Origin of the sequence: Micromonospora sp. NPDC020750, from assembly GCF_044334565.1 — a bacterium.
In the GTDB taxonomy this organism is placed as follows: Bacteria; Actinomycetota; Actinomycetes; order Mycobacteriales; family Micromonosporaceae; genus Micromonospora.
On the sequence record NZ_JBIRTH010000011.1, the window covers coordinates 205,051 to 217,453 of the forward strand.

The window sequence follows — 12,403 nt, forward strand, 5'->3', positions numbered from 1 at the left end:
CGTATCTGTCCCATAGATGACCTGGACGGGAGCATGACGACGTGGACGAGGCAGTGGTGGTCACGGAGCTGGTCAAGCAGTACCAGCCCAACATGCCACCGGCGGTGGACGGACTGAGTTTCACCGTCGCCGCTGGTGAGGTCTTCGGTCTGCTCGGGCCGAACGGCGCGGGCAAGACGACGACGATCGGGGTGCTGACCACACGGGTGCGAGCCACCTCGGGTCGGGCCACCGTCTGCGGCGCGGACGTGATCGGCGCGCCGGCCGTGGCCCGGCAGTTGCTGGCGGTCGTGCCGCAGCGGGTGAACCTGGACCGGGCGTTGACCGTCCGGCAGAACCTGGTGTTCCACGCGGCGTACCACCGCGTGCCGCGGGCCGAGCGCAACCGGCGGGCGGACGAGCTGCTGGAGCAGATGGGCCTCACGGAGATGGCCAAGCTTCGCACCGACTTCCTCTCCGGCGGTCTGGCGCAGCGCACGATGATCGCGCGGGCGCTGATGCACTCGCCCCGGGTGCTCTTCCTCGACGAGCCCTCCAGCGGCCTCGACCCGCAGTCGCGGCTTTTCGTGCACGACCGGATCGCCGAGCTGAAGCAGCAGGGGGTGACCGTGGTGGTCACCACCCACGACATGGACGAGGCGGAGAAGCTCTGCGACCGGGTCGGCATCATCGACCACGGCAAGCTGCTCACTCTGGACACCCCCGCCGCGCTGACCCGCACCCTGCCGGGCAGCAGCACGCTGACCCTGGTGGTCGGTGCCGGCGCGCCGGCCGAGGAGGTGCAGGCCGCGCTCGGCAACATCGCGGACGTGGAGCGGGTGGAGCAGCTGCGCGGTGGCGCGGGCGGCGGCATGCCGGCGTTCCCCGGGATGCCGCCCATGCCCATGCCCGCCGCGCCGGCCGACCCGGACGCCACCCTGTCCTTCCGGGTCTACACCGGCACCCAGCCGGCCCACGCCGTGCCGATGGCGCTGAAGATCCTCGGCGACCTGAACTGTGAGGTCCGCGACCTCAGCATCGGCCAGCCCAGCCTGGAAGACGTCTTCATCCACCTGACCGGAAGGGAACTTCGGTGAGCGTCACCGCACCCGCCGCCCCGTCCGCGCCGACGCAGGCGTTCACGGCGCCTCGTTCCGTGCGCTGGCTGGACCAGCTCGCCACGTTCCGCGCGGTGCTCGCGCGCGACCTGTTCGTCACCGGCCGCGAGCTGGGCGCGTTCCTGGCCCAGGTCTTCATCCAGCCGCTGTTCATGTTGCTGATCTTCGGCAAGGTGCTCGGCGAGCTGGGGTACGCCAGCAACGACTTCGCCAACGTCCTGCTGCCCGGCGTCATCGCGCTGAACGCCTTCCTGATCGGCCTGGAGAACACCGCGCTGCCGCTGGTGATGGACTTCTCCTTCACCAGGGAGATCGAGGACCGGCTGCTCTCCCCGCTGTCGATCCCCCTGGTCGCCTTCGAGAAGATCATCTTCGGGGCCATCCGCGGCACGATCGCCGGCCTGGTGCTGATCCCGATCGGCATGCTCATGCTGGGGGTCACCTGGCCCGTGCTGACGGCGCTCAAGGTGATCGTGGTGCTGGCGGCCGGCGCGCTGGTCGGCGCGGCGCTCGGTCTCACGTTCGGCACCCTGGTCCCGCCGCACCGGATCCAGATCATGTTCACCGTGATCATGACGCCGCTGATGTTCACCGGCGCCACCCAGTTCCCGCTGCGGGCCCTGGACTCCCTGCCCTGGTTCCAGGTGATCTGCACGCTCAACCCGCTGACCTACGTCAGCGAGGCCACCCGGTCGCTGGTCGCCCCGCCCGGTGTCGAGTCGGTGCCGCTCTGGCTGGACCTGATCGTCCTCGCCGGCGTGTTCGTCGTCGCCACCGCGATCGGGACCCGCGGCTTCCTGCGCCGGTCCATGGACTGACCGCGTTACGCGAGAAGGGCGCCGTGGTGGGAGACCACCCGGCGCCCTTCTCGCGTCCCGGTCAGGACGCCGCGCCCTGCGCCTCCTCGGCCAGCGGCTCCGCGAACGCGATGAGCCGGGCCGGCAGGTCGGTGCGCCGCTTGACGTCCAGCTTCCGGTAGACCCGGGTCAGGTGCTGCTCGACGGTGCTCACCGTGATGAACAGCTTGCTGGAGATCTGCCGGTTGGTGTGCCCCTGGGCAGCCAGCGCGGCGACCCGTCGCTCGGCCTCGCTCAGGCCGTCGTCCGGTTCCTGCGGCTCGGTGCTCGCCTGGTACGCCGGCAGCCCGCCGCCCGGCTCCCGCCGGATCAACCGTTGGGCCAGCACCGACGCCCCGCAGTCCTGGGCCAGCTGGTACGCCCGGCGGACCAGCAGCCGGGCCCGGGCGGAGTCGCCGGCCCGTTGCAGGGTCTGCCCGGTGTCGCCGAGGGCCCGGACGAGCTCCAGCCGGTCCCCGCAGGACTGCAGCAGGTTCACCGCCTCGGAGAGCAGCTTGCGCCGGTGGTCCGGGGCGGCGGTCGTGGCGAGCAGCCGCAGCGACCGCCCCCGGGTCCGGTCGTCGACCCCGTGGGCGATCCGCAGCTGCTCCTGCAACAGTTGGGTGGCCTGCGTCTTGTTGCCGACGCTGAGCTGCACCCGGGCCAGCTCCAGCCGCCACGGCGCCAGCCCGGCGACGTCGACGCCCCAGGCGCGTACCAGCTCGCCGCACCGGCGCAGGTCGGTGATCGCCGCGTGCGGCCGGCCCATGGCCAGGTGGTGGCGGCCCCGGGCGGCCAGGTAGTGCACACCCAGCGGGGTGCGGAGCATGCCGGCCGGCATGGGGTGGGCCAGCCACCGGTCGGCCTCGGCGAACCGGCCCGCCTCGGTCGCGCAGCCGATCAGCGTGGCCAGCGGGCCGGCGATCGCCACCCCCCACGCCGGGGCGGGCAGGTCCACCAACGCCGTCCGGGCCTGGTGCTCCGCGCCCGGCAGGTCACCCAGGCGCAGCGCCGCCTCGGCCCGCGCCGCCCGCACGATCGCCCGCCACACCGGGGCGTGCCGTGCCGCCGGTCGGTTGAGCAGCACGTCCCCCCAGACCGCCACCCGGTCGGCCCGGCCCGCCCAGAGCAGTGCCAGCAGCGGGGCGGTGAGCAGGCCCAGCGACCCGTCGTCGGTGTGGTGCCGTTGCAGCAGCTGCTCGGCGGTGGCCACGGTGTCGTTCTCGGCGGTCGGCATCAGCGCCGTGCCGAGCACGGTCACCGCCTGCAACTGCGGACTGATCGTCGTCGGCGCGGTCGCCGCCCGGCTCCAGGTGCTCGGGGTCTCCCGGACGGTGGCCAGGTGGTCGGGGTAGGAGAGGGAGACCAGCAGCTGCATCGCCCGCAGCCGGCTGGCGGTGCCGGTGGCGGTGCCGTGGTCGTCGTCGGGGGAGAAGCCGCTGACCGCCTCGGTGGCCTCGTCCACCCGGCCCTGCCAGAGCAGGTACGGCACGGTGGACAGGGCCGCGGTGGTGGACCACCCGGCAGCCCGGGCGGCCTGCACCAGCTCGGTCAGGTGCCCGTTGACGGTCAGCGGGTTGACCTGCCAGCGGGCGTTGACCAGCATCGCGGTGTTGGTGCTGCGCTGCTGCTCGTCCACCTCTGCGCGGCCGAGCAGGCGCAGGCAGGCGGCGGCGAGGTCGGGGCGGCCCGAGGCCAGCGCCTGCCCGGCGGCGTCGGAGAGCACCGGCACCGACCAGGCGCCGTCCGCCCAACCGGCGGCGACCAGGTGCTCGGCGATCACCCCCGGCTCGGCGCCGTGCTCGTGCAGCACCTCGGCGGCGCGCTGGTGCAGGGCCCGACGCTCCTCGGGGGACATGTCGGCCAGGATCGAGCGCAGGATACGCGGGTGACGCAGCTGGTCGATCTCCATCAGCCCGGACGTGCGCAGCACCCGCACCGCCGGCACGGCGGACTCGGGCACCACGTCGAGGAGGTGACCGAGCAGCTCCGTCGGGGCCGGGCGGTTCAGCACCGCCAACGCCTGGGCGACCCGCCGCACCCCCGGCTCGTGCCGGTAGAGGCAGCCGAGCACGGCCTGGTCGAACCCGTCGCCGTCGGCCGGCTCGGGGGTGGCGTCGTCGGCCGATTCGGCCCGGCCCCGCTCGTCGAGCAGGGCCCGGGTGAGCAGCGGATTGCCGCCGGTCATGCTGAACAGGCTCTCGGCCGCCTCCCGGGCCTGCGCGTCCTCGGTGTCGTCGCCGATCATCCGGGCGATGGCGTCGACGGTCAGCGGCGGCAGGCTGATCCGGGAGAAGTACGGCTGGCTGAGCAGCTCCGCCCGGAACAGCGGGTGCGACGGGCGCAGCGTCGACGCCTCGGCGAGCACGATCATGATCCGTGCGTGCCGCAGCCGACGGGTGACGTAGAGCAGGCAGTGCAGCGAGGCCGGGTCCGCGTGGTGCACGTCGTCGACGGTGAGGACCAGCGGCCCGGACCTGGTCAGGTCGAGCAGCGCGGTGAACAGGCCGTGCAGCAGCGGTGCCCAGACCTGTTCCTCGGAGGCGACCCCCTCGGCCGCCTCACCGCCGGGCTCCGGCAGCGGTACGGCGAAGGCGGCGTCCCGCATGAGCTTCTCCACCCGGTCGGCCGACTCCTGATCCAGCCGCGCGCTGTGGAACAGCTGCCCCAGCACCCCTAGGCGGAGTCCGCGTTCCGCCCGCGAACCGGCCGCGTTGAGCACCCGCCCCCCGGCGGCCACCACCCACTCGTCGAGCGTCTCCAGCAGACTCGTCTTGCCGCTTCCCACTGCGCCCGTCACCAGCGCCACGTGTCCACGTTGCTGCTCCTCGCAGGCGCGGAACGCCCTCCGGAGCAATGCGATCTGTTCGTCCCGCTGCACCAGAACCACTCGTGTCAGCCTCTCTCATATGTGGTGCCGAACCGGGTTACCGGTGCTGACCGACACCACCCCTCCCGAGCCGAACGGCAGACCTCACCGCTCCCACCCGGTGCCGGGTAGGGGTGAGGCACACCGGGCCGCCGTGCCGGGTGGACCTGTGATCTTCCTGCCGGACCGCGCTCCCCAGCGGGCGGTCCGGAATTCTCAGGCGAGTCTGGCACCGGGTCGGGTGTGCGACAACGGCCTTGAGACCCCATCGTTCCCGCCCGAAACCTACGGATCTCATTCGCCGATAGGGGTTGCGCAAGGGGCAGGAGGGGAGTGCCCGACCGGGGACGGAATCGAATGGGACACGGTGGACAGTCCGCGACGGCACCGTGGCTCGATGTTGTCACAACGCCGTCGCCGACGCCTGTCCAGCACGCCCACATACGAACGGCAGGGGTCGGCGGGGGATGGAGAAGAGGAGACGGGCAGAGGGCTAGCGCTCCGGGTCGCCCGGGGTCGACGGCGCGTCGCCGTGCCCCGTCGGGGCCGGGCCGGGGCGGCCCAGGCGCAGCCGGACGGCGAGGTCGCTGCGGGAGTTGACGTCGAGCTTGCGGTAGATCCGGGTCAGTCGCTGCTCGATGGTGCTGACCGTGAGGAAGAGCCTCTCGGCGATCTCCCGGTTGGTGTGGCCCCGTGCGGCCAGCGCGGCCACCCGCGACTCCGCGTCGCTGAGGCCGTCGACCACCACCGCCACGTCGGGGGCGACCTCGCCGGACCCGGCGGCCCCGGTGGCGACGCTGGGCCGCAGCAGCGGGATGCCGCACTCCTGGGCCAGGGTGTGGGCCGCGCGGATGGCGTTGCGCGCCTGCCGCAGGTCGCCGAGCTCCTGGTAGACGTGGCCGAGGTCGACGAGGCTGTGGGCGAGTTCCGCCCGGTCCCCGCACTGGCGCAGCAGCCGGACGGCGGCGCGCAGGTGCTGGATCCGGTCCGGCCCTTCCCCCGTCGAGGCCAGGACGCGCAACGCGAACCCCCGGTACCGCACGTGGGTGGGCCGCAGCCGGGTGAGCTCCTCGCGGACCAGCTTCTCGGCCCGTTCGCGGCGGCCCATCCGCAGCAGCGCCCGGGCCGACTCGGTCCGCCAGGGAACGAGGGCGGGCAGGTCCAGCCGCCAGGACGTCATCAGCTGACCGCAGAGCTGGAAGTCGGCGAGGGCTGCCTCCGGGCTCCCCGTGGCCAGGGCGTACAGGCCGCGCGCGTGCAGGTAGTGCAGCCCGAACGGTGTCTCGAACATCGCCTGCGGCACCGGGACCTGGAGGCACCCGGCCGCGGCGTCGAGTTCCTCCATGAGGGTGAGGACCCGCAGCCGGACGGCGAGCGGTACCCCGATCACCACGCCCCAGCCCTTGTGGGAGAGCTGGGTCAGCGCGGTGTCGGCGAGGTCCCGGGCCCGGCTCAGGTCACCGAGGCGCTCGGCGACCACCGCCTTCACGGCGGCGATCATCGCCGCCGGGGTGGGCAGCCGGTGCGCCGCCCGGGTGTCGCCCAGCTTCTCGGACCAGTCGCCGGCCAGCTCCAGCCGGTCGGCGTAGACCGTCGCGACGAGCGCACAGACGGCGGTCCACATGTTGCGCTCGTCGTCGAGGCCGATGGTGGACAGCACCCGTTCGGCGTCCTCGACCACGCCGACGTCGCCCTGTTCGAGCACGGTGGTCAGCATGGTCACGCCGTGGAGCCGCCGCTTGACCTTGGCCAGGGTCAGCGGGTCCCGGACGGACGGCGAGGGCATCGGCCGGCTGGCCGCTACCCCGGGGTAGAGGGTGGCCAGCCACCCCTTGGTGATCACCAGTGCCGCGGCGGAGCTCGGGTCGGCGCTGTCGGCGCGTTCGCCGAGGTGGTGGACGAGCTCGACGGCCTTGTCGATCTGGCCGTGCCAGAGCAGGAACTGGATGGGGCCGGCGGCCTGCCGGCTGCTCAGGTGCCCCGCCCGAACTGCGGAGGCGACGCCGAGCAGGTGGGGTACCGCGGCCTGCGGGTCCAGCATCCACTCGGCCCGGGCGAGGGCCGAGCGGATGCTGGCCCGCAGGCAGGCGTCGGCGCAGTCGCGGTTGGCCCGCCGCAGGTAGCGCAGGGCGGTGCCGGCTTCGCCGTCGAGCAGCGCCTGCTCGCCGGCGTCCAGCAGGGTCTGGGCCATCCACGGCTCGCCCAGCTCCTCGGTCCTGACCAGATGGCGCGCGATGCGCTCCGGCGCGGTGCCGTCCTCGTGCAGCAGGCAGGCGGCCTCCCGGTGCAGCCGGGCGCGTTCCTCGGCCGTCATCCCGTCGAGCACGGCCTGGACCACCGCCGGATGTCGCAGCCCGTCCGCGGTGACCAGGCCGCCGCTGGTCGGCCCGTCGATCGCCCGCAGCGCCGACTCGGCGCGGACGTCGACGAGGTGGGACAGCAGGCTCCCGTGCAGCGGCTCCCCGGTCACCGCGAGCGCCCGGGCGGCCTTGAGCACCAGGTGCTCGCAGCGGTAGAGGCAGCTCAGCACGGCCTCCCGGAACGCCTCGCCCACGACTGGCCGGTCCGGGCGTTGCCCGGTGGCGGCCAGGTGGTCGTCGCTGAGCGCCCGCACCAGCAGCGGGTTGCCGGCGGTGATCTCGTGGCACTCGTCGGCGATACGGCGGGCGGCGGGCGCGCCGAGCCGGGCGGCGAGGAGTTGGTACGTCCCGTCGGCGGTGAGCAGGGGCAGCCGGATGCGGTGCAGCCGCGCGGGTTGCAGCAGCTCGGCGTACACCTCGGGATGCCACGGCCGGGTGCGGGGCGACTCGGTGAGCACGATCAGCACGGGGAGGCCGGCGATCCGCCTCGCCGCGTAGTCCAGACAGCGCAGTGAGGGTATGTCGGCGTGGTGGGCGTCGTCGACCGCGATGACCAGGGGTACCCGGCCGGCCAGCTCCACCAGCGCGCTGCCGAGCGCGGCGGTGGTCAGGGCGGGGCCCTCCAGGTCCCGGTCATCGGTGTCGCCCCAGGCGAGGGCGCCCCGGTCGATCAGCCGGCCGAGGCGGTCGCGGTCGCCGTCGCCCAGCGGCGCGGCCCGGACGAGCTGACGGATGACCTCCAGCGGGACGGTGCGCTCGGCGCGGGACGCGCCGGCGGCGAGGAAGCGGACGCCGGACCCGGCGACCTGCCGGGCGAACGCCTGTAGCAGCGTGGTCTTGCCCCCGCCGACGGGGCCCGTCAGGACGGTCAACGGCCGGTCGTCGGCCAGCCGGCCGGCCGGCCTGAGCCGGTCGGCGAGCCGGTGCTCCAGGAAGGCGAGCTGGCTGCTCCGTTCGGTCAACACCATGGTCGTGGCCTCGGAAGGAGCGCGGGGTGCGCCGACACCGGGTGCGCCATCTTCCCAGGGCTGCCGAGGGGCCTGACGAAATCGGAGACCGGCAATTTTCGACCCATTCCCAGATAGGCGAATATAGACGACCGTCTCATTTAGGAGACATGCCATCGATTAACTTGACTGCATGGCGCCTCTGAATCGTGGCCCCACCAGCTTCATCGGCAATTTCCGCCCCCTCGGGGCTTGTCCCCCGCTATCGACCGCCGTGCATGGTGGAGTATGTCAGCCCCGGAATTGGGCGGCAAGCCGGAAGTTGTAAAGGATAGGCAAACATCGGTTCGGTGCCGACGGGGTGGCGCCTGCCCTGACGCGCCCTCCGCAACGGAAAGTCGTCAGCCGAATTCATAACGTGATGCGGTTCGCGGAGCGGGCCGCTCGCGGGCGCTTTCGGCACTTGCCGGGAATTGGCGGGGGAGGTGTCGCGGCGTTCGGCGCCGGTGCCCGCGCCGCCGTCGCGGGTGCTCGGGCGGTGCGTCCGGCACCCCGCCCGTCGGGCGTCGTGTCGGGCGCAGGCGGCCCGCGCGAGCGGCGGCTCCGGAATCCGCGTTTCGTGCCCAGGGTGGCCGGTCGCGGCCCGGGCCCGGTTGGCCCGTCCGGTGCCGGGTCGTCGCCGTGTGTGAAGAAGGCGCAGCTCAGAGCCCCGATCGCGTGGCCCGGCGCCGACGGGTCGGGCTGAAGGCTGGTGCCCGCCGGGCCAGGGTGTACCGCTGGCGGACTCCGGCGTCGGGCCCCCGGGTGGGTGGGGCTGGCGGCGGACCGGAAGCACCCCCCGGGTCGGGGCTTCCGGTGCGCCTCCCGGTTGCCGAGCGGTCGGTGCCCCGTCGGCAAAAGTTAAAAGAATTCGCCTTTCGCTGCTGTCGCGCCCGCCCCGCGGGTGTGCGCCGGTCGCCGGCCGGCCCGCGTTCGAGGGCGTCGCTAACGGCGGATGAAACGGGAGGATCCGCATCGGCGGCATCGCCGCACTCCTGCCCGATTCGAACCTTTAACAGCGGATAGGCGAGATAGACGTTAATTAAGACATATGTGGCCTCAATGGTTGTCCGTGCGCCGCCTTCGCGCGGTTGCCACAGTGGCGCCCGGTGCATTCAAACGGCGGCTCGACATCAATATTGCGAAGGCCGTCCTGAATCAGATCCCAATTCTACTGCAATGGCCGTCGCCAATTATTTCACACCCCGTCCGGACCGAGCTTCCTCGAATGGGTGTCCCGGCCGAATGTGCCGCCGCGGCGCCTTCGCCCCGCTGCCGCCCCGCCGTCGCCCCACGCCCGTCCTGCCCCTGTCTTGCCGTCGCACTCCGAGCCGGCGCGGATCGCGTCCTACCTGGCCCGTCGGCCCGTCACGCCCCGGCAGCCCGCCCGCCAGCAGCGCCGCGGGCCCGCGCGGCTAGGGGTTGTGCCAAGCGAATGGGCAGCCTAATTTCGGAGCACCCGCGCGGACGGCGGGGAAGGCCGGATATGGGCTGCACGCACCCATGACGCGAAGGGTTCTGTGGCCGTGATGTCCCAGCCACTGCCGAGACTCCACCACGTCCCCGACAGGGGTTAACGGAGATGACACTGCTGCCGGCACTGTGCGGTCACGGTACCGACCGGGCCGACGCGGTCAGGGTCGCCGGGCGGACCCTCTCCAGCGAAGCGCTGCTCGGCTGCGTGAACGCGGTCGCCGACCGGATCCGGGGTGCCGGCGCGGTCGCCGTCGATGCGACCCCCAGCCTGGAGGCGGTGGTCGGGATGGTCGGCGCCGTACGCGCGGGCGTGTCGCTGGTGCCCGTGCCGCCCGGCGCCGACGAGCGGGAGCGCAGTCGCATCCTGCGCGAGGCCGGGGTGACCGTGGTCCTCGGCCGGGACCGCCCCGGCAGCCTCGGCCTGCCGGTTGTTCCGGTCGACCTGCGGCAGCGATCCTGGACCCGGCAGCCCGAGCCGGAGCCGGGCGCCGACGCGGTGATCCTCTACACCGGAGGCACCAGCGGGCCGCCGCGCGGCGTGCGCATCTCCCGCCGGGCCATCGCCGTCGGCCTGGACCTGCTGGCCGACGCGTGGCGCTGGACCGGGGACGACGTCCTGGTCCAGGGCGCCCCGCTGTTCCGGGCGTACGGCCTGGTGGTCGGGCTGCTCGGCGCGCTGAGGGTGGGCAGCCGCTTCGTCCACCTCGACCGGGAGGCCATCGCCGGCCCGGCCGGCACCCTGTACCTGGCGGTGCCCGGGCAGTGGGCGAGGATCGCCCGGAACCGTCACTGGGCGCACACCCTCGCCGGAGCCCGGCTCCTGGTCTCCGGGGACGCCCCGCTCGTACCCGCCGTGACCGAACGCCTCCGGCTGCTCACCTCGCACTCGCTCCTCCAGGGCTACGGCACCACCGAGACCCTCATCGCGCTGGCCGGGCGGGTGGACGCCCCGCCGGCCGTCGGCGCCGTCGGCGCGCCCCTGCCGGGGGTCCAGGTCCGGGTCCTGGGCCGGGACAACCTGCCGGTGCCCACCGACGGCGAGTCGGTCGGCGAGCTGAGCATCCGGGGGCCGACGCTGTTCAGTGGATACGTCGACCGGCGCGGGCAGCGCACCGGCACCGACGGGTGGCACGCCACCGGCGACCTCGCGACCGTGGCGGCGGACGGATCACACCGGATCATCGGACAGCGCCGCACGGACGTCGTGCACGGTCCCGTCCGCGTGTACGCCGGCCAGGTCGAGGAGGTGCTGCTGAGTCATCCGGGGGTCCACGACGCAGCCGTGGTCGGTATCCCGCACCCGGTCCTGGGCGAGCAGGTCACCGCGTACGTCGTCGCCGCCGACGGGCTCACCGCCCAGGTGCTCATCGACCACGTCGGGCGGTACCTGTCGGCCTGCCAGCGGCCCCGTCGGGTGCACTTCGTCGACGAGCTGCCGCGCAGCGTGCAGGGTCGGATCAGGAAGTCGCTGCTGATCGCCGCAGGCTGAACGCGCCCGAGCCCCGGCCGGTGCGCCGGAGCGTCAGCCCTCCACCCAGCCGTGCCGTCGGGCCAGCGCCAGCATCCGGGCGCGTACCGCCACGATCTGCGCGCCCGTCAGGTCCGGCACGGCGGTCAGCAGGGCCTCCGTGGTCTCCGCGAAGAAGGCCCGCTCGGAGAGCACGTCGCACAGGCCCTCCTCGTCCTCCGCGCCCGCCGGGAGCTCCCGGGCGCGCACGGCACCGGCCGTGGCGCTCCGGTCAGCGCCGGGGGCGGGGCCGATCACCCGCACCGTGAGCGCCTTCGGGCCACGGTCGCTCTCCACCGCCTCGTACTCCACCGGCACGCCGGGCACCATCGTCCACTTGTCGCCATCGACGGTGTTCGCGTGGACGAACACGTCGTCACCGCCGTCGTCCGGGGCGATGAACCCGTAACCCCGCACCTCGTCGAACCGCACCACTTTGCCTCTGAGCATCGCTTTCCCGCATCCGTCCGACCACTCCGCACGCTCCGGCCACCCGGGGGCCGGCATGCCACAGACTGGCAGGCGCCCTGGGCGGCGGGCACCCGTACTTTACCCCTATCGACCACCCGGGGGGCGGCGCGGCGACCCGGCGCACCTACCATCGGCGGGTGATCGAGCAGATCCTGCCCCCCTCCGTGGCCGTGGCCGAGTCCTTCGAGGATCCCGCCGGACTGACCCTGTTCCCCGAGGAGGAGGCGCTCGTCGCGAACTCGGTGCAGAAGCGGCGCCGGGAGTTCACCACCGTGCGGCACTGCGCCCGCCGGGCGCTCGGTGAGCTGGGCGTCGAGCCGGTGCCGATCGTCTCCGGCGCGCGGGGCGCCCCGATCTGGCCGGCCGGGATCGTCGGCAGCATGACCCACTGCGACGGCTACCGGGCGGCCGTCCTCGGCCGGGCGGCGGCGTTCGCCACCCTCGGGGTGGACGCGGAGCCGCACGCGCCGCTGCCCGAGGGGGTGCTCGACGCGATCGCCCTGCCGGCCGAGCGGACCCGCACGGCCGCGCTGGCCGCCGCCCGTCCCACGGTCTGCTGGGACCGCCTGCTGTTCAGCGCCAAGGAGTCGGTGTACAAGGCGTGGTTCCCGCTCACCGGCCGGTGGCTGGACTTCGCCGAGGCGGACATCGTCGTCGACCCGGCCGGGACCTTCGTGGCCGAGCTGCTGGTGCCCGGCCCGGTGCTGGGCGGCGTGCCGGTGAGCGCCTTCACCGGCCGGTTCCTGGTGGGCCGGGGCCTGGTGCTCACCGCGATCAGCATCCCGACGCCCACCGCCTGAA

At 73.4% G+C, this 12,403-nt stretch carries 7 protein-coding genes; 4 read left to right on the plus strand and 3 right to left on the minus strand.

From position 1 onward, the window contains the following. The first annotated feature begins 41 nt into the window (after positions 1–41). Both ACH4T9_RS28095 and ACH4T9_RS28100 read left to right on the plus strand, forming a co-directional pair. The gene (locus ACH4T9_RS28095) at positions 42–1,076 is read left to right on the plus strand and encodes an ABC transporter ATP-binding protein (RefSeq protein ID WP_396674130.1); all 1,035 of its coding nucleotides are present in this window, start codon (positions 42–44) and stop codon (positions 1,074–1,076) included. After that, on the plus strand, positions 1,073–1,915 hold the full coding sequence (locus ACH4T9_RS28100; RefSeq protein ID WP_396674129.1) for an ABC transporter permease: 843 nt from the start codon (positions 1,073–1,075) through the stop codon (positions 1,913–1,915). The genes ACH4T9_RS28095 and ACH4T9_RS28100 overlap by 4 nt, the downstream gene beginning before the upstream one ends. Before the next feature lie 61 nt (positions 1,916–1,976). On the opposite strand, the gene ACH4T9_RS28105 is transcribed toward ACH4T9_RS28100, so the two are convergent. Further along, the gene (locus tag ACH4T9_RS28105) at positions 1,977–4,823 is read right to left on the minus strand and encodes an ATP-binding protein (protein ID WP_396674128.1); all 2,847 of its coding nucleotides are present in this window, start codon (positions 4,821–4,823) and stop codon (positions 1,977–1,979) included. Positions 4,824–5,295: 472 nt separating this feature from the next. Further along, a complete protein-coding gene (locus ACH4T9_RS28110; RefSeq protein WP_396674127.1) occupies positions 5,296–8,130 on the minus strand; it encodes an AAA family ATPase in 2,835 nt (944 codons plus the stop codon). 1,600 nt (positions 8,131–9,730) lie between these two features. Here ACH4T9_RS28110 and ACH4T9_RS28115 point away from each other — a divergent pair. Further along, entirely contained in the window at positions 9,731–11,113 is a 1,383-nt protein-coding gene (locus ACH4T9_RS28115; protein ID WP_396674126.1) for an AMP-binding protein, read from the plus strand. Positions 11,114–11,146: 33 nt separating this feature from the next. Here ACH4T9_RS28115 and ACH4T9_RS28120 read toward each other — a convergent pair whose 3' ends face one another. Then, a complete protein-coding gene (locus tag ACH4T9_RS28120) occupies positions 11,147–11,581 on the minus strand; it encodes a cold-shock protein (RefSeq protein WP_396674125.1) in 435 nt (144 codons plus the stop codon). 158 nt (positions 11,582–11,739) lie between these two features. Between ACH4T9_RS28120 and ACH4T9_RS28125 the strand changes: the two genes are divergently transcribed. Beyond that, positions 11,740–12,402, plus strand: coding sequence for a 4'-phosphopantetheinyl transferase (locus ACH4T9_RS28125; RefSeq protein WP_396674124.1), 663 nt, complete (start codon positions 11,740–11,742; stop codon positions 12,400–12,402). The last annotated feature ends 1 nt before the right edge of the window (position 12,403 follow it).